General features: G+C 64.5%; 16 protein-coding genes. 5 read left to right on the top strand and 11 right to left on the bottom strand.

Annotated features, from left to right (window positions below):
* Positions 1-91 precede the first annotated feature (91 nt).
* From hflX to ACGLHT_RS03410, 7 genes are all read right to left on the bottom strand, one after another.
* Positions 92-1,393, bottom strand: a complete 1,302-nt coding sequence (gene hflX, locus ACGLHT_RS03440) for a ribosome rescue GTPase HflX (protein WP_015272005.1) — start codon at positions 1,391-1,393, stop codon at positions 92-94.
* A 12-nt stretch (positions 1,394-1,405) separates the two neighbouring features.
* Positions 1,406-1,666, bottom strand: coding sequence for an RNA chaperone Hfq (gene hfq, locus ACGLHT_RS03435; protein ID WP_003258160.1), 261 nt, complete (start codon positions 1,664-1,666; stop codon positions 1,406-1,408).
* A gap of 94 nt (positions 1,667-1,760) precedes the next feature.
* Positions 1,761-2,732: a tRNA (adenosine(37)-N6)-dimethylallyltransferase MiaA gene (miaA, locus tag ACGLHT_RS03430; RefSeq protein ID WP_013974436.1), complete on the bottom strand. Its 972-nt coding sequence runs from the start codon at positions 2,730-2,732 to the stop codon at positions 1,761-1,763.
* A gap of 1 nt (position 2,733) precedes the next feature.
* On the bottom strand, positions 2,734-4,629 hold the full coding sequence (gene mutL, locus ACGLHT_RS03425; protein ID WP_025340825.1) for a DNA mismatch repair endonuclease MutL: 1,896 nt from the start codon (positions 4,627-4,629) through the stop codon (positions 2,734-2,736).
* On the bottom strand, positions 4,626-6,056 hold the full coding sequence (locus ACGLHT_RS03420; RefSeq protein ID WP_075046528.1) for an N-acetylmuramoyl-L-alanine amidase: 1,431 nt from the start codon (positions 6,054-6,056) through the stop codon (positions 4,626-4,628). Before ACGLHT_RS03420 ends, mutL begins: the two co-directional genes overlap by 4 nt.
* Before the next feature lie 11 nt (positions 6,057-6,067).
* Complete coding sequence (gene tsaE / locus ACGLHT_RS03415) at positions 6,068-6,541, bottom strand: tRNA (adenosine(37)-N6)-threonylcarbamoyltransferase complex ATPase subunit type 1 TsaE (protein ID WP_025340827.1); 474 nt, start codon at positions 6,539-6,541, stop codon at positions 6,068-6,070.
* The gene (locus ACGLHT_RS03410; RefSeq protein ID WP_137162512.1) at positions 6,529-7,389 is read right to left on the bottom strand and encodes an NAD(P)H-hydrate dehydratase; all 861 of its coding nucleotides are present in this window, start codon (positions 7,387-7,389) and stop codon (positions 6,529-6,531) included. Before ACGLHT_RS03410 ends, tsaE begins: the two co-directional genes overlap by 13 nt.
* Before the next feature lie 65 nt (positions 7,390-7,454).
* Here ACGLHT_RS03410 and queG point away from each other — a divergent pair, with 65 nt between their 5' ends.
* Positions 7,455-8,519 (top strand): tRNA epoxyqueuosine(34) reductase QueG, encoded by a 1,065-nt coding sequence (gene queG / locus ACGLHT_RS03405; RefSeq protein WP_137162513.1) that lies wholly within the window; start codon positions 7,455-7,457, stop codon positions 8,517-8,519.
* 210 nt (positions 8,520-8,729) lie between these two features.
* Here the strand turns inward: queG and ACGLHT_RS03400 are convergent, their stop codons facing one another.
* Complete coding sequence (locus ACGLHT_RS03400; RefSeq protein ID WP_013974442.1) at positions 8,730-9,341, bottom strand: trimeric intracellular cation channel family protein; 612 nt, start codon at positions 9,339-9,341, stop codon at positions 8,730-8,732.
* Between the two features lie 99 nt (positions 9,342-9,440).
* The gene (gene orn, locus ACGLHT_RS03395; protein WP_025340831.1) at positions 9,441-9,983 is read right to left on the bottom strand and encodes an oligoribonuclease; all 543 of its coding nucleotides are present in this window, start codon (positions 9,981-9,983) and stop codon (positions 9,441-9,443) included.
* 143 nt (positions 9,984-10,126) lie between these two features.
* Here orn and rsgA point away from each other — a divergent pair, with 143 nt between their 5' ends.
* Positions 10,127-11,158: a small ribosomal subunit biogenesis GTPase RsgA gene (gene rsgA / locus ACGLHT_RS03390; protein WP_137162514.1), complete on the top strand. Its 1,032-nt coding sequence runs from the start codon at positions 10,127-10,129 to the stop codon at positions 11,156-11,158.
* 179 nt (positions 11,159-11,337) lie between these two features.
* Here the strand turns inward: rsgA and motB are convergent, their stop codons facing one another.
* Together motB and motA are read right to left on the bottom strand one after the other, a co-directional pair.
* Positions 11,338-12,351, bottom strand: a complete 1,014-nt coding sequence (gene motB / locus ACGLHT_RS03385; protein ID WP_137162515.1) for a flagellar motor protein MotB — start codon at positions 12,349-12,351, stop codon at positions 11,338-11,340.
* Positions 12,352-12,354: 3 nt separating this feature from the next.
* The gene (motA, locus tag ACGLHT_RS03380) at positions 12,355-13,173 is read right to left on the bottom strand and encodes a flagellar motor stator protein MotA (protein WP_394518482.1); all 819 of its coding nucleotides are present in this window, start codon (positions 13,171-13,173) and stop codon (positions 12,355-12,357) included.
* Between the two features lie 130 nt (positions 13,174-13,303).
* Here motA and ACGLHT_RS03375 point away from each other — a divergent pair, with 130 nt between their 5' ends.
* From ACGLHT_RS03375 to asd, 3 genes are read left to right on the top strand one after another with little or no spacing between them, the layout of a single operon-like run.
* On the top strand, positions 13,304-14,839 hold the full coding sequence (locus ACGLHT_RS03375) for an HDOD domain-containing protein (RefSeq protein ID WP_274119857.1): 1,536 nt from the start codon (positions 13,304-13,306) through the stop codon (positions 14,837-14,839).
* A 44-nt stretch (positions 14,840-14,883) separates the two neighbouring features.
* Positions 14,884-15,693 (top strand): rhodanese-like domain-containing protein, encoded by an 810-nt coding sequence (locus ACGLHT_RS03370; RefSeq protein ID WP_025340834.1) that lies wholly within the window; start codon positions 14,884-14,886, stop codon positions 15,691-15,693.
* 9 nt (positions 15,694-15,702) lie between these two features.
* Positions 15,703-16,566, top strand: a complete 864-nt coding sequence (gene asd, locus ACGLHT_RS03365; RefSeq protein ID WP_085587903.1) for an archaetidylserine decarboxylase — start codon at positions 15,703-15,705, stop codon at positions 16,564-16,566.
* Positions 16,567-16,672: the final 106 nt, after the last annotated feature.

Raw genomic sequence — 16,672 nt, 5'->3', positions numbered from 1 at the left:
TCTCCATCTGATAAAGCAAAGACGCGCCCACGGCGCGCCGTCCAATGCTACAGAATGCCTGTCACTGCTGCCCGGCGACCTCGACGAGCATTTATTGCAAAGTGTGTTGCTCGACAAACACTTGCGGCTCCATGCCTTCGCGGCTGACCAGGCGATTCAGTTCGACCATGGGCAGTCGCACGCTCAGCAGGCTGCGCCCTTCTTCATCATGCTCTTCACTCTGCACGGCACCCAGGGCAAAGAATTGCGCGCGCAAGCGGGCAAAACGCTGCTCCAGACACAGGGTACCGACAAACAGATCATCCCCCAGCAACTCGGCAATCGCCTGGCCGACCAGCTCCAGGCCACGCCCATCGCGTGCCGATACCCAGACCCGTTCCGGCTTGCCATCGGCATTGCGCTGGATCTGCGGCTCGACATCTTCGAGCAGGTCGAGTTTGTTATACACCTCGAGGATCGGCAACCCTTCGGCACCAATCTCGCCCAACACCGCCAGCACCTGCTCGATCTGCTCCATGCGCTCCGGCTCATGGGCGTCGATCACATGCAGCAACAAGTCGGAGTTGCTCGACTCTTCGAGCGTAGCCCGAAATGCCTCGACCAGCTTGTGCGGCAGGTGGCGAATGAAGCCCACGGTGTCGGCCAGCACGATCGGCCCCAGGTCGTTCAGCTCGAGCCGGCGCAGGGTCGGGTCGAGCGTGGCGAACAGCTGGTCCGCGGCATACACCTCGGATTCGGTCAGGGCGTTGAACAGCGTGGACTTGCCGGCGTTGGTATAACCCACCAGCGATACCGACGGGATGTCCGCACGCTTGCGCCCGCGCCGCGCCTGCTCGCGCTGGCTGCGCACCTTCTCCAGGCGTGATTTGATCTGGCGAATGCGCACCCGCAACAGGCGGCGGTCGGTTTCCAGCTGGGTTTCACCCGGGCCACGCAGGCCGATACCACCCTTCTGTCGCTCAAGGTGGGTCCAGCCGCGCACCAGCCGCGTGCTCATGTGCTCGAGCTGGGCCAGTTCGACCTGCAGCTTGCCTTCATGGGTACGCGCCCGTTGGGCGAAGATATCGAGGATCAGCCCGGTACGGTCGAGCACACGACACTCGAACACACGTTCGAGGTTGCGCTCCTGACTGGGCGTGAGGGTGTGATTGAAAATCACCAGGTCTACCTGTTCGGCATGGACCAGGTCGTGCAACTCTTCGACCTTGCCACTGCCAATCAGGTATTTGGCGGAAGGCTGATGCCTTGCCACCGTGACCAGCGAGACGATGTCGGCACCGGCCGACAATGCCAGCTCCTGGAACTCCTGCGGGTCTTCGCGCGCCTCAGGGTTCTGACCTTCCAAGTGAACGAGCAACGCCCGCTCACCACCACCGTGGCGCTCAAAGAACAATGCAGGCTCCTATCAGGCGTTGCCTGGCTCGCTGTCGCCGTGTTCGGAATCGGACGGGCTTGGCAGACGAACCGGACGGGCAGGAACCACGGTCGAGATGGCGTGCTTGTAGACCATCTGGCTGACGGTGTTCTTCAGCAGTACCACGAACTGGTCGAAGGACTCGATCGAACCCTGCAGTTTGATGCCGTTGACCAGGTAGATGGATACCGGGACCTTTTCTTTTCTCAAGGTGTTCAAGTAAGGGTCTTGTAGCGAATGCCCTTTTGACATATGCCGCACTCCTGTAAGGATAAATAATAGAAAATCAAGAAAATCGATAAATTAGGCCGCCCCTTCGCAAGAATAGACGGCAATCAGCAGGGACTCAGCTCAATATGGAGATGGCCCCAAGGTATTTCAAGGTGCGGGACAGATTGTCGCAGGCCAGGCTGTCAAGCCAGTGTACTTCGGGCCAGCCACGCAACCAGGTGAACTGCCGCTTGGCCAGCTGCCTGGTGGCAATGATACCGCGTTCACGCATCTCATTCTCAGTCAGCTTGCCGTCCAGGTAATCCCAGACCTGCCGATACCCCACTGCCCGTATAGACGGCAGCCCGGCGTGCAAGTCACTTCTGGCTCGCAGCGATCGGACCTCATCGACGAAGCCCTGTTCCAGCATCTGTGAAAATCGTAACGCAATTCGCTGATGCAAAATGTGACGATCTGTAGGAGCAATCGCCAAACTCGCGACAGTATAGGGCAAATGTCCGCCAGCGCCTGCGTCTGCGCCGCGACTTTCCGCGAATTGACGCTGTCGATGTGCCGTCATGCTCTCGCCACTCACCCGGTACACCTCCAACGCCCGGATCAACCGCTGCGGGTCGTTGGGGTGGATGCGCGCCGCCGACTCAGGGTCAACCTCGGCCAACTGGCGGTGCAACTCGGCCAGGCCCAGCGCCTCGGCCTGGGCTTCCAGCTCGGCACGCACCGCGGCATCGGCCGCCGGCATGTCGGCCAGGCCATCGATCAACGCCTTGTAATAGAGCATGGTGCCGCCCACCAGCAGCGGGATCTTGCCGCGCGCGGTGATCTCGGCCATGGCCTCCAGGGCATCGGCACGGAACTGCGCAGCCGAATAGCTCTCGGCCGGGTCGCGAATGTCGATCAGCCGGTGCGGGTGAGCGGCGAGGATTTCTTTCGACGGCTTGGCCGAACCGATGTCCATGCCGCGGTAGACCAGCGCCGAATCGACGCTGATCAGCTCGCACGGCAGTACTTTGGTCAGCTCGATGGCCAGGTCGGTCTTGCCGGCCGCCGTCGGGCCCATCAGGAATATTGCAGGGGGCTTGCCGCTCATTTCATCGACCGCGCAGGAAGAGTTTGTCCAGGTCATCCAGACCCATCTGGGTCCAGGTGGGGCGACCATGGTTGCACTGGCCGCTGCGCTCGGTGTTTTCCATGTCACGCAGCAGGGCGTTCATCTCGGGGATCGCCAGGCGCCGGTTGGCGCGCACGGCGCCGTGGCAGGCCATGGTGCCGAGCAGCTCGTTGAGGTGCGCCTGGATACGGTCGCTGGTGCCGTATTCCATCAGGTCGGCGAGTACATCCTGCACCAGGCGGTTGGCCTCGGCCTGCTTGAGCAAAGCCGGGATCTGGCGGATGGCCAGGGTCTCGGGGCCCAGCCGCTGCAGTTCGAAGCCCAGCCGCTGGAACCACTGCGCGTGCTCTTCGGCGCAGTCTGCTTCGCGCTGGCTCAAGGCAAGGGTCTCGGGCACCAGCAGCGGCTGGCCGCTGAGGCCTTCGCTGGCCATGGCTACCTTCAGGCGCTCGTACATGATGCGCTCATGGGCCGCATGCATGTCTACCAGCACCAGGCCGATGGCGTTCTCTGCCAGGATATAGATGCCCTTGAGCTGCGCCAGCGCGTAGCCCAGCGGGGGAATGTCACCCTGGCTTTCGGGCAACGCCGTCGGCGCCGCGCCTTCATCCAGCGGTTTGTAAAACTCGCGATAAACCGCCTGTGCCTCGGCGGCTGGTAGCGGCTGCGAGGGGCGCGGGGTGTACTGGTACTGGTAACCCGCGCCACTGCCGCCACTGGAAAACGACTGCTGCGGGGCACGCGGCTGCTCGAGCACCGGCGAGGCCAGGCGCATTTCGCCCTGGGGGCCGAACTCACCGGCCTGCTGGCCCGTGGGGCGGACCACTTCGGGCACGGCAGCAGGCGCCGCCAACTGGTCTTCCGGGCGCACATCGGCCAGGGCGCGATGCAGGGTGCCATACAGGAAGTCGTGCACCGAGCGCCCCTCGCGGAAACGCACTTCGTGCTTGGTCGGGTGCACGTTGACGTCGACGCCGTTGGGCTCCAGCTCCAGGAACAGCACGAAGGTCGGGTGCCGACCATTGAACAGCACATCGCGGTAGGCCTGGCGCACGGCGTGGGCGACCAGCTTGTCGCGCACCGCACGGCCGTTGACGAAGAAATACTGCAGGTCTGCCTGGCTGCGCGAGAAGGTCGGCAGGCCGACCCAGCCCCACAGGCGCAGGCCATTGCGCTCCACGTCGATCGGCAGCGCCTGCTCCATGAAACCCGGGCCGCAGATGGCACCCACCCGCCGCGCACGGGCGGTTTCATCGTGGGCCTCGTGTAGGCTGAGGATGCTCTTGCCGTTGTGGCGCAGGTGGAAGCCGACATCGAAGCGCGCCAGCGCCAGGCGCCGTATCACTTCCTGCAGGTGATCGAATTCGGTTTTCTCGGCCTTGAGGAACTTGCGCCGGGCCGGGGTATTGAAGAACAGGTCGCGCACTTCCACCGAAGTACCCACCGGGTGCGCCGCCGGCTGCACCCGCGGGGTCATGTCGCGGCCTTCGGTTTCCACCTGCCAGGCCTCGGTAGCGCTGGCGGTACGCGAGGTCAGGGTCAGGCGCGCCACCGAGCTGATAGAGGCCAGGGCCTCACCACGGAAGCCCAGGCTCAATACCCCTTCCAGGTCTTCCAGCTCGCGGATCTTGCTGGTGGCGTGACGGGCCAGGGCCAGCGGCAGGTCGTCGGCGGAAATGCCGCTGCCATCGTCACGCACCCGCAGCAGCTTGACGCCGCCCTGCTCCACTTCCACGTCGATACGCCGCGCGCCGGAGTCCAGGCTGTTCTCAAGCAACTCCTTGGCGACAGAGGCCGGCCGCTCGACAACCTCACCCGCGGCAATCTGGTTGGCCAGCCGCGGGCTGAGCAGCTGGATGCGCGAACCGCCACTCATTGCGAGGCCAACGTGGTAGCGGGGATATCGAGGCGCTGGCCGACCTTCAGCTCATCGGTCTTGAGGCTGTTGGTGCTGCGCAGGCTGGTCACGCTGACCTGGTAGCGCACGGCAAGCATCGCCAGGGTCTCGCCAGGGCGTACCGTGTGCTCACGCGGGCCAGCGGCGATCTTGCCGGTGTCGCGCAGCCAGGCGATGTAGGTGCCAGGCGGCGGGTTCTGCTGGAAGTACTGGCGCACACCGGTGTGGATCGAACGGGCCAGGGCCTGCTGATGGCTGGCGGTGGCCAGCTTGGCGGCTTCGTTGTTGTTCGAGATGAACCCGGTTTCAACGAGGATCGACGGAATATCCGGCGACTTCAGCACCATGAAGCCGGCCTGTTCCACCCGCTGCTTGTGCAGCGAGGTAATGCGGCCCATGTTGCCCAGCACCTTCTGCCCCACATTGAGGCTGGAGCTGAGCGTGGCGGTCATCGACAGGTCGAGCAGCACGCCGGCCAGCATGCGGTCCTTGTCGTCGAGGCTGACGTTACCGGCACCACCGATCAGGTCGGAACGGTTTTCCGTGTCGGCCAGCCAGCGCGCGGTCTCGGAGGTAGCGCCGCGGTCGGACAGGGCGAACACCGAGGCGCCAAAGGCGGCGCGGGACGGCGCGGCGTCGGCGTGGATCGAGATGAACAGGTCGGCGCCCTTCTTGCGAGCGATTTCCGTGCGCTTGCGCAGCGGGATGAAGTAGTCGCCGGTACGGGTCAGCTCGGCCCGGAAGCCTTTTTCGCTGTTGATCTGGCGCTGCAGTTCCTTGGCGATCTGCAGCACGATGTCTTTTTCATGCTGGCCACGCGAGCCGGACGCACCCGGGTCTTCGCCGCCGTGACCGGCGTCGATGGCAACCACGATGTCACGCTTGCCGTTGGGAACCGGCGGCAGCTTGATGGCAGGCTGGGCCGGGGTCACCGGCACTGCCGGCGTGGTTGCAGGCGTTGGTGCCGGAGTCGGGGCCGGCGCCGGCGCGCTGGCCGCAATGGCGTCAGCCTCCTGGTCGTACAGGTCGACCACCAGGCGGTTGCCGTACTGGGCGTTGGGCGCCAGGGTGAAGCTTTTTGGGGTGACCGACTTTTTCAGGTCGACCACCACGCGCAGGTCGGTCGGGGTGCGCTGAGCCGAACGCACGCTGCTGATCGGCGTATTGGAGGTAGCCACGTTCAGTGGCGCGGCCAAGGTCGCGCCATTGATGTCGATAACCAGGCGATCAGGTGCGCTCAGGGTGAAGACGCTGTGCTGCACGGGGCCAGACAGGTCGAAGACCAGCCGCGTGTTGTCTGGCGCGCGCCACAGGCGCATGCTCTTGACTTGAGTGACGGCCAGAGCGTCAACGGTCACCGTTGTCAGCAGCAGCCCAACGATGGCGACCAGTGCGCGTATGCGCATACCTACCCCACTTACTGTTTATAGTGTTCGGCCAGTGCCACGCACCAGGCCTCGCCGCGAGCCCCCTGCGGCGAAAGGATCAGCGAGCGTCCGCCCGCTTGGGGGCTTATGGTAATGGTCAGGTCGGGCTTTGGCAAAACGCCCGCACCCTTTTGTGGCCACTCGAACAGGCACAGCGGGTCGCCCTCGAAATAGTCACGAATGCCCATGAACTCCAGCTCTTCCGGATCGACCAGGCGATACAGGTCGAAATGGAACGCCCGCACCTCACCGATCTCGTAAGGCTCGACCACGGTGAAGGTCGGGCTTTTCACTGCACCAGTATGGCCCAGGCCACGAATCAGGCCACGCGACAGCGTGGTTTTGCCCGCGCCCAGGTCACCTTCCAGAAAAATCACGCCGTGACCGCCGGTCACCCCGGCCAGTTGTGCGCCGAATTCGACCGTGGCCGCTTCATCGGCCAGAAACAGGTTTAAGCCAGACACGCAGAATGCTCCTCCAACAACTCACGAATGACCGGCGCCAGATCGCTGGCAGCCAGGCCTCTACCTTTAACGCCCAGACGCTCGCCGGCACAGGCGTGCAGCCATACCCCCAGCCCCGCGGCATGCCAGGCATCCAGGCCCTGGGCCAGCAGCGCCGCCAATACACCGGTCAGCACATCGCCCAGGCCGGCACCGGCCATGGCCGGGTGGCCACGTTCGCACAGCAGCAGCTGCCCGGCTGGGTCGGCCACCAGAGTGCCGGCCCCCTTGAGCACGCAGACGCTGTTGTAACGGCGCGCCAGCTTGCGTGCGGCGCCCGCGCGGTCCGCCTGCACAGCCTCGGTGGAAATGCCCAGCAGCCGCGCCGCCTCCCCGGGGTGCGGGGTAAGAATACTGCCACTGGGCAGGGCCAGCGGGGTGCGCGCCAGCAAATTCAGGGCATCGGCGTCCCACACCTGCGGGCGCTCGGCATTGGCCACCGCCGACAGCAGGCTGCGGCCCCAGGCTGCCTGGCCCAGGCCAGGGCCGACCACCAGCACCGAAGCGCGCTCCAGCACGCCCATCAGCTGGTTGGCCGAAGTGGCGCCCAGGCACATGACCTCGGGCAGGCGCGCCAGGCTGGCGGCCACATGCTCGGGCCGGGTCGCCACGCTGACCAGCCCCGCGCCACAGCGCAGGGCGGCCTCGGCACTGAGCAGCACGGCGCCGCCGGTACCGAGGTCACCACCGACCACCAGTACATGGCCGAAGTCGCCTTTATGGGCATGCGCATGCCGTGCCGGCAGGTGCGCCACAGTCACGCTGCTGAGCAATTGAGGGGTATGGCCGGGGTGTTTGTTCTGCGGCATGGGGTCAAAGGCTCCAATGTCTGGCAGAATTATACGCACCTGAGCCCGTATTGCCTTGCCCATCCATGTCCGCCTGTACGCCTGACCTCGCCCAACTGGCCCAATCGATCAAGATTTGGGGCCAAGAACTCGGTTTTGCCCATGTCGGCATCGCCGGGGTCGACCTTGGCGAACACGAACACCACCTGCAGCGCTGGCTCGACGCCGGCTACCAGGGCGAGATGGATTACCTGGGCGCCCACGGCAGCAAGCGCGCGCACCCCGAGCAACTGATCCCCGGCACTGTACGCGTGGTATCGCTGCGCATGGACTACCTGCCCGGCGACACGCAGATGGCGCAGCGCCTGGCACAGCCGGAAAAAGCCTACGTATCGCGCTACGCCCTGGGCCGGGATTACCACAAGCTGGTGCGCAAGCGCGTGCAGTTCCTGGCCGATCGCATTCAGGAGGCCATCGGGCCATTCGGCTACCGCGCCTTCGTCGACAGCGCTCCGGTGCTGGAAAAGGCCCTGGCCGAGCAGGCCGGGCTGGGCTGGATCGGCAAGAACACCCTGCTGCTCAACCGCAAGGCGGGCAGCTACTTCTTCCTCGCCGAGCTGTTCGTCGACCTGCCGCTGCCGGTGGACGAAGCCACCACCAGCGAACACTGCGGGCGCTGCCAGGCCTGCCTGGACATCTGCCCGACCCAGGCTTTCGTCGGGCCGTATGTGCTGGATGCACGGCGCTGCATCTCCTACCTGACCATCGAATTGCGGGGGCCGATCCCCGTCGAGTTGCGTTCGAAGATGGGCAACCGGGTGTTCGGTTGCGATGACTGCCAGATCGTCTGCCCGTGGAACCGCTTTGCCAGGCACAGCCAGGAACAGGACTTCCAGCCACGGCACGGGCTGGAGAATGCCGAGCTGGCGGAGATGTTCCTGTGGGATGAAAGGACCTTCCTGCGCAAGACCGAAGGCGGGCCATTGCGCCGGGCCGGGTATGAGCGCTGGTTGCGCAACCTGGCGGTGGGGCTTGGCAATGCGCCTTCGACGATCCCGGTGATCGAAGCGCTGAAGGCGCGGCGCGAGGATGCCTCGGAGCTGGTGAGGGAGCATGTGGAGTGGGCGCTGGCGCAGCACGGCATTCAATAGCGGTAGCCCCAGAGCCTGCGCAATCCTTGTAGGAGCGGGCGTGCCCGCGAACACCGGCGGAGCCGGTGCCATACACCGCGTTGGCCGCTTCGCGGGCACGCCCGCTCCCACAAGGAAGGTGACACGCTCTCGAATATTGTTCCCTGCGCGACAGCGCAGCCCCAAGGGCTGGGCAATCTCCCACAGGGGCCATGTTGTGCCGGAACTGCGTTACTGCTGGTCGTTGTAGTGGAACTTGGGCATTTCCCAATGGAACCGAATCGCCAGCAACCGCACCAGGAACCCGCCAAACAAGGTCAGTAACATCGCCTGTTCCGCCGGCACCTTGAAATACACGCAGCCCAGGTAGAACCAAGCCGCGGCAAACGACACGCTGGCGTACAGCTCGCGGCGGAACACCAGGGGAATGTCGTTACAGAAGATATCCCGCAAGATCCCGCCAAATACCCCGGTGATCACCCCGCTGATCGACGCCACCAGCATGCCCTGCCCCATCTCCAGTGCGGTCATGCAGCCGATCAGGGTAAAGGCCACCAGCCCCAGGGCATCGAGCACCAGGAACAGCGAGCGCAGGCGGCGCATCATCGGTGCGATGAAGATGGTCAGCAGCGCCGCACAACTGGTCAGCACCAGGTACTCCGGGTGCTTCACCCAGGTCAGCGGGTAATGCCCGAGCAGCACGTCACGCACCGAGCCGCCACCCAGGGCGGTGACGCAGGCGATCAGCACCACGCCGAACCAGTCCATGCCGCGGCGGCCAGCAGACAACGCGCCGGTCATGGCTTCGGCGGTGATGGCGATGAGGTAGAGCATCAACAACATGGTGCGGGGTCCGTGCGGGCGGGCGAGAAGGCGCGCAGTCTAACCAGTTGCCCATGGCACCAAAAGAGGGCGCAGATACAATATCTGCGCCTTTTCGGCTCACACCTTGATGAAGTGCTCGCGATAGTGGCGCAGTTCGGCGATGGATTCGCGGATGTCGTCCAGCGCCAGGTGGGTGTTGCCCTTCTTGAAGCTGTCACGCACATCAGGCGCCCAGCGTGCAGCCAGCTCCTTCAGGGTCGAGACATCCAGGTTGCGGTAGTGGAAGTAGTTTTCCAGGTTGCGCATGTGCCGGTAGAGGAAGCGGCGGTCCTGGCAGATGCTGTTGCCGCAGATCGGCGACTTGCCTTTCGGTACCCACTGCTCGAGGAAGGCAATGGTCTGCGCCTCGGCTGCGGCCATGTCGACCTTGCTCTCGCGTACGCGCTGGGTCAGGCCCGAAGCGCCATGGGTGCGGGTGTTCCACTCGTCCATGCGCGCCAGCACTTCGTCACTGTGGTGGATGGCGATCACCGGCCCTTCGGCCAGGGTGTTCAGTTCGCTGTCGGTGACGATGGTGGCCATCTCGATGATGACGTCGCTGTCCGGATCCAGGCCAGTCATTTCCAAATCGATCCAGATCAGGTTCTGTGGGTTTTGCATGCGGGGGCTCCTCGTATAGGCCGTCATAGTAGCGTAGTGGCCAAGGCACGCCCATTCACGGCGCGAAGGTAAGCCAAATGGTCCGGCGCCTGGCGTGCTAAACTGCCTGCCGTTTTCAACCTGCCCCCACGCACGGAATCTTCATGGCCAAACGCCAGCTCAATCGCCGCCAGAACTGGCGCATCGAAAAAATCCAGAACGAGCGCGCCGCGCGTGCGGCCAAACGCGAACAGCACGTGCTGCAGGAGCTGGAGGGTGGCGACCTGGGGCCGGAGCAACTGGGCCTGGTGATTGCGCACTTCGGTGTGCAGGTAGAAGTGGAAGCCCAGGACGGCGAAGCCGCAGGCCAGGTGTTCCGCTGCCACTTGCGCGCCAACCTGCCGGCGTTGGTTACCGGCGACCGCGTGGTATGGCGCTCGGGCAACCAGGGCATTGGCGTGATCGTCGCGCAGATGCCGCGCAGTACCGAGCTGTGCCGGCCAAACAACCACGGCCAGCTGAAACCGGTGGCGGCCAACGTCGACCTTATCGTGATCGTCTTCGCCCCCGCGCCCGAGCCGCACCCCAACCTCATCGACCGTTATCTGGTGGCGGCGGAGCACGCCGGCATTCGCCCGCTGCTGCTGCTGAACAAGGCTGACCTGATCAACGACGAGAACGGCCCGGGCCTGCATGCGCTGCTGGAGGTTTACCGCGAGCTGGGCTACCCGCTGCTGGAGGTCTCGGCCCACCAGGGTGACGGCATGCAACGCCTGCAACAGATGCTCGACGGCCACATCAGCGTGTTTGTCGGCCAGTCAGGGGTGGGCAAGTCGTCGTTGGTCAACAGCTTGCTGCCGGACGCTGGCACCCGTGTCGGCGACCTGTCGGAGTGGTCTGGCCAGGGCACCCACACCACCACCACCGCGCGGTTGTACCACTTCCCCAATGGTGGCGACCTGATCGACTCGCCGGGCATCCGCGAGTTCGGCCTGGGTCATGTCAGCCGCAGTGATGTGGAGGATGGTTTCATCGAGTTCCGCGACCTGTTCGGCACCTGCCGCTTCCGCGACTGCAAGCATGATCGCGAACCGGGCTGTGCGCTGCTCAAGGCGCTGGACGAGGGGCGTATCAAGCAGCAACGGATGAACAGCTACCGCTCTATCATTGCCAGTTTGCCGGAAGACGCTTACTAACCCCTGTGGGCGCGAGGTTCAGCTGCAGCACACGCCTGTAGGAGCGGCCTTGTGTCGCGATAGGGCCGCAGAGCGGCCCCAGCAATCTTTGCCAAAATGCAGAGATCCGGGGGCCGCCTTGCGGCCCTATCGCGACACAAGGCCGCTCCTACAAGGACCGTGCAGGGCGCCCCAAGAACCTACTGGTCCTTGGCCTCATCCATCTTCAGTGTCCCCTCTTCGAAGATGTTCAGCTTCTGGCGCAGTTCACGCGGCTGCATGGGGGCCTGCCCGGCCTCCCCTGGCGCCGCCGGTGCCGCAGCGGCCGGCGGCGCAGGCTCGGCAGCCGATGCTTCCGGCGCGCCCTGTTCGCCTTCGATATTGCGCTGGGCCTTTTTGGTCAGCACGATGATGTCGATGCGGCGGTTGACCGGGTTGAACGGGTCCTTGCGATCGAACAGCGACGACGAGGCATAACCCACCACCCGCGCCACCTGGTCATCCGGGTAGCCGCCGGCCACGAGTGCACGGCGCGCGGCGTTGGCGCGGTTGGCAGACAGTTCCCAGTTGCCGAACTCGCCACTGCCGGCATAAGGCTTGGCGTCGGTGTGGCCACTGATGCTGATCTTGTTCGGCACCGCCTTGATGGTGTCGGCCATGGCCAGCAGGATGTCCTCGAAGTACGGCTGCAGGCGCGCGCTGCCAATGTCGAACATCGGCCGGTTCTCGGCGTCCATGATCTGGATGCGCAGGCCGTCCTGGGTGATCTCGAACAGGATCTGGTCCTTGAACTTCTGCAGCTGCGGGTTCTCTTCCACCTTGTTCTGCAGTTCCTGCAGCAGCAACTCCAGGCGCTCACGCTCGACCTGCTCGGCCATGGTCTCCACCTGGTCCTTGTCCAGCTGGATGCTGGTATCAGGCGTCGGCTCCGACTTGGCTTCGGGGTTGATGGTCTTTTCCGGTGCCAGCTGAGGCGAGCCGCCCAGGTCGATGACGTAGGGCGTTCCGCTTTCCGAGAAGCCGATCGGGTCCTTGAAGTAGCCGGCAATGGCGATCTTCTGTTCCGGTGTGGCCGTGGACAACAGCCACAGCACCAGGAAGAACGCCATCATCGCCGTGGCGAAGTCGGCGAAGGCGATTTTCCAGGCGCCGCCGTGATGGCCGCCGCCAAAGCGCTTGACGCGCTTGACGATGATGGGCTGATTGTTCTCCATGACTCAGCGACCGCGAACCGCTTGTTCCAGTTCGGCGAAGCTTGGGCGGTGCTTGGGGTACAGCACCTTGCGCCCGAACTCGACCGCCAGCGAAGCCTTGATCGATTCGTAGAGGTTCAGCTCTTCCTTGGCATCGTGTTCCAGGCACTTGGCCAACGGGCCGAAGAAGCCGTAGGCCGCCAGAATACCGAAGAAGGTACCCACCAGTGCCGCACCCACATGGAGGCCGATGGAGGCCTGGTCACCGTCGCCGAGCGAGGCCATGGTCACCACGATACCCAGTACCGCCGCAACGATACCGAAGCCGGGCATGCCGTCGGCGATGCCGGTCACCGCATGGGACGGGTGCTCCAGTTCTTCCTTCATGCTCAGCAGCTCCATGTCGAACAGGCCCTCGAGTTCGTGCGGGGCCATGTTGCCGGTGGACATGATGCGCAGGTAATCGCAAACGAACGCGGTCATGCGTTCATCGGCCAGCACCGTCGGGTACTTGGCGAAGATCGGGCTGGCGGCGGCATCCTCGATGTCGGCCTCGATGGCCATCATGCCTTCGCGCCGGCTCTTGTTGAGGATCTCGTACACCAGGCCCAGCACTTCCAGGTAGAAGGCATGAGTGAAGCGCGAGCCGAACATCTTCATCGACTTCTTGATGACGTGCATGGTCATGTGGCCAGGGTTGGCCTGCAGGAATGCACCAAAGGCCGCACCGCCGATGATCAGTACTTCGAACGGCTGGATCAGCGCCGCGATCTTGCCGTGGGAAAGCACGTATCCGCCGAGCACGCTCGCGAATACGACGATGATGCCGATAATTTTAGCCATAGGTTCAAAGCACTTGCTGTCGTGGTCAGGGGAAGAGACGGGAGCTTTAAAACTCTTCTTCTACTTATCGGCAGAACTGCGCCAGACTATAGCCACTCAATGCGAAAAGCCAGTTCGGACTGATGTCAAAATGCCAATTGAAACCAAGGTGCCCGCTCAGGCTCCACGTACGCTAGAGGCCTGGGTAAAGCTGCTCGAGAGTGTTCGCATCCCCGTGCCGAAGCACAGCTACGACCGGGTCATGGCCGCCATCCACGATAACCGCCGCTCGCTGCGCGATATCGCCGAACTGATGCAGGATAGCCCGGCACTGGTGCTGTCGGTGATGCGCGAAGCCAATCACCCCACCAATGCCAGCCTGGCAGAGCCTGCCGAAAGCCTGGAAGTCGCCCTCAACCGCCTGGGCCTGGAGCGCAGCGAACAGCTGCTCAAACGCCTGCCAGCTGTGCCCGTCGAAGAAATCCCACCGGTACTGTGCCAGTTCCAGCTGATCAGCCAGCACGCCTCGCAGCAGGCCAGCGGCCTGTTCGCCAGCCGCCTGGCACGGCTGTGGCAGGAAATCCACTGGGGCAGCCTGTTGTTCCTGTCGCCGCTCTGGCCGCTGGCGCTGGCCTACCCCAAGCTGCTCGATACCTGGGAGCTGCGGGTTATCCACAAGGGCGAAGACGCCGCCCATGTCGAGGAAGAACTGTTTGGCGTGCGCATCATGGAGCTTTGCCAGACCATGGCGGAGTACTGGCGCCTGCCACAATGGGTGACCCAGGGTTACCGCCTGTTGCTGGAAGAACGCGAACAACTGGCCCAGGTGCTCAGTATCGCCCGCGACCCGGACCTGCTCAGCCAGCAACACCGCCTGGACGCCGAGCCAGGCCTGCGCCGCTGGTTCAACCAGCCGGCCAACACCGTGCTGCTGGCCAACAACCTGGCCCTGGCGGCACAGGTGGGCTGGGACAACCCGCACCTGCTGCGCTGGCAGCTGTTGACCGCACTGTACCTGCAGACCTCGCTGGAAGACGTGCAGCAGCAGGTGCACCAGCAGGCTGCGGCCAGCGCCCGCCGCCATGCCCAGCATGCCCTGTTCCACCCGGCCGAAGCGCTGATCTGGCCCTGGCACCAGCGCCGCCCGCACCCAGACATGCTGGCTCCGCCACCGCCCACCAGCGACGAACTGGCGCGCTGGCGCAAGCTGTGCCAGGACCTTCTGGTCCAGCCCAGCCCGTTCACCAACAGCGTGCACCTGGCCACGCAGGTTATCGAGGCCCTTCTGGCCTCTGGCATGCAGCGGATCCTGCTGCTGAGCCTGGACAAGGCCAAAGACGAGCTGCGCGTGCAGCAGATGGCCGGCCTGCCCAAGGAAGCCGGGGCGCTGGTACTGCCGGTGGCGCAGAACAAACTGCTGCAAAAGCTGCTGGCCAAGGCCGGGCAATTGCGTATCACCCCGGAAAACCACAGCCAGTTCTCGGCCCTGCTGCCGGCCCCGCTGCGTGCCTTGTTCCGCAGCGAGCACGTGCTGCTGCGCTCGCTGGCGGTGACGGACCAGGTGCTGATGCTGATGGTGGCTGACCAGGGCTGCCGGCCGCTGACCGATATCAGCGTGCAAGCCTTCGGCAAGACCGCACAGTGCACCGAACGGGCGCTGTCGGTGTTTGCCAACCGCAAGGCCTGAGCCTTGCGCTACAATCGCCCCTCTTTCCACACTGGAGACCGTGGATGACTGACTTTTCCGGCCTGCCCCTGGTGATCGAAGCCGCGGACCTGCTGCCGCGCCTGGATTCGCCACAGCTGATCCTGGTCGACCTGAGCAGCGCCAACCGCTATGTCAGCGGGCATATCCCCGGCGCACGCTTCGTCGAAGGCAAGCGTACCCAGCTCGGCCAGCCCCCCGCCCCCGGCCTGCTGCCGGCCCTGGGCGAGCTGGAAAAACTGTTCAGCGAACTCGGCCACCGCGACGATGCCGTGTATGTGGTGTATGACGATGAGGGCGGCGGCTGGGCCGGGCGCTTCATCTGGCTGCTCGACGTGATCGGCCACAAGCGTTACCACTACCTCAATGGCGGCATCCAGGCCTGGCCCGCCGACAAGCTCTCCACAGAAGTGCCCGCCAGCGGCAACACGCCGGTGCACCTGCGCATCGACAGTTCGCCCACCGCCACCCGCGAGTACCTGCAAAGCCGCCTGGGCGCCGACGACCTGGTCATCTGGGACGCCCGTGGCCCGCAGGAATTCAGCGGCGAGAAAGTGCTGGCAGCCAAGGGCGGCCACATCCCCGGCGCGATCAACTTCGAGTGGACCGCCGGCATGGACCTCAACGACCACCTGCGCATTCGCCAGGACATCGCCGAAGTCCTGCAGAAACTGGGCATCACCCCCGACAAGGAAGTGATCACCCACTGCCAGACCCACCGCCGCTCCGGTTTCACCTACCTGGTGGCCAAGGCCCTCGGCTACCCGCGCGTCAAGGCCTACGCCGGCTCGTGGAGCGAATGGGGCAACCACCCGGACACGCCTGTAGAAGTCTAAGGAACCTGCATGAAATCCCGTTTGTTCATCATCAGCCAGTACCTGCTGCCGCACCACCTGCTGTCGCGGCTGGCCGGCTGCATCGCCGAGTGCCGCGTGCGCTGGTTCAAGAACGCCTTCACCGCCTGGTTCGCCAAGCGTTACCAGGTCAACATGAGCGAAGCGCTGGTCGAGGACCTGAGCGCCTACGAGCACTTCAATGCATTCTTCACCCGCGCCCTGAAGCCGGGTGCCCGCCCGCTGGACGAGACCCCGGGCGCCATCCTGTGCCCGGCCGACGGTGCCGTCAGCCAGCTTGGCCCGATCGAGCACGGCCGCATCTTCCAGGCCAAGGGCCACGGTTTCAGCGCGCAGGAGCTGCTGGGCGGTGACCCGGCCATGGCCGCGCCGTTCATGGGCGGCGAGTTCGCCACCATCTACCTGTCGCCCAAGGATTACCACCGCGTGCACATGCCGCTGGCCGGTACCCTGCGTGAAATGGTCTACGTGCCGGGCCGCCTGTTCTCGGTCAACCAGACCACCGCAGAGAACGTCCCCGAGCTGTTCGCCCGCAACGAGCGTGTGGTCTGCCTGTTCGATACCGAGCGCGGGCCGATGGCCGTGGTGCTGGTTGGCGCGATGATCGTCGCTTCGATCGAAACCGTGTGGGCCGGGCTGGTGACGCCACCCAAGCGTGAACTGAAGACCTTCCGCTACGACGAAGCCAGCCGCGCGCCGATCCACCTGGAGAAAGGCGCCGAACTGGGCCGTTTCAAGCTTGGGTCGACTGCTATCGTGCTGTTCGGGCCGGAGCAGGTGAAGTGGGCGGAGAACCTGGGTGCTGGTTCCGCGGTGCGCATGGGGCAGCAGTTGGCGGTGCCTGTGCAGGCTTGATTCGAGCAGTATGAAAAGGCCCTGCACTGCAGGGCCTTTTTATTGGGGCCGCTGTGCGGCCCTTCGCGGGCACGCCCGCTCCCACAGGGTAAGCGCAGCTCTCTCT

This window comes from Pseudomonas sp. PsB, assembly GCF_043658375.1.
Lineage (GTDB): Bacteria > Pseudomonadota > Gammaproteobacteria > Pseudomonadales > Pseudomonadaceae > Aquipseudomonas > Aquipseudomonas putida_Z.
The sequence above is the reverse complement of the archived record's forward strand: the minus strand, read 5'-3'. Positions and strand labels throughout refer to the sequence as shown.

Excerpts from the sequence above, each read along its gene's own strand:
- asd (WP_085587903.1), top strand. The coding sequence starts at position 15,703 with ATGAAATCCCGTTTGTTCATCATCAGCCAGTACCTGCTGCCGCACCAC.
- hfq (WP_003258160.1), bottom strand. The coding sequence starts at position 1,666 with ATGTCAAAAGGGCATTCGCTACAAGACCCTTACTTGAACACCTTGAGA.
- queG (WP_137162513.1), top strand. The coding sequence starts at position 7,455 with ATGTCCGCCTGTACGCCTGACCTCGCCCAACTGGCCCAATCGATCAAG.
- ACGLHT_RS03420 (WP_075046528.1), bottom strand. The coding sequence starts at position 6,056 with ATGCGCATACGCGCACTGGTCGCCATCGTTGGGCTGCTGCTGACAACG.
- ACGLHT_RS03400 (WP_013974442.1), bottom strand. The coding sequence starts at position 9,341 with ATGTTGTTGATGCTCTACCTCATCGCCATCACCGCCGAAGCCATGACC.
- mutL (WP_025340825.1), bottom strand. The coding sequence starts at position 4,629 with ATGAGTGGCGGTTCGCGCATCCAGCTGCTCAGCCCGCGGCTGGCCAAC.
- ACGLHT_RS03410 (WP_137162512.1), bottom strand. The coding sequence starts at position 7,389 with ATGCCGCAGAACAAACACCCCGGCCATACCCCTCAATTGCTCAGCAGC.
- miaA (WP_013974436.1), bottom strand. The coding sequence starts at position 2,732 with ATGAGCGGCAAGCCCCCTGCAATATTCCTGATGGGCCCGACGGCGGCC.
- motB (WP_137162515.1), bottom strand. The coding sequence starts at position 12,351 with ATGGAGAACAATCAGCCCATCATCGTCAAGCGCGTCAAGCGCTTTGGC.
- ACGLHT_RS03375 (WP_274119857.1), top strand. The coding sequence starts at position 13,304 with ATGCCAATTGAAACCAAGGTGCCCGCTCAGGCTCCACGTACGCTAGAG.
- rsgA (WP_137162514.1), top strand. The coding sequence starts at position 10,127 with ATGGCCAAACGCCAGCTCAATCGCCGCCAGAACTGGCGCATCGAAAAA.
- orn (WP_025340831.1), bottom strand. The coding sequence starts at position 9,983 with ATGCAAAACCCACAGAACCTGATCTGGATCGATTTGGAAATGACTGGC.
- ACGLHT_RS03370 (WP_025340834.1), top strand. The coding sequence starts at position 14,884 with ATGACTGACTTTTCCGGCCTGCCCCTGGTGATCGAAGCCGCGGACCTG.
- motA (WP_394518482.1), bottom strand. The coding sequence starts at position 13,173 with ATGGCTAAAATTATCGGCATCATCGTCGTATTCGCGAGCGTGCTCGGC.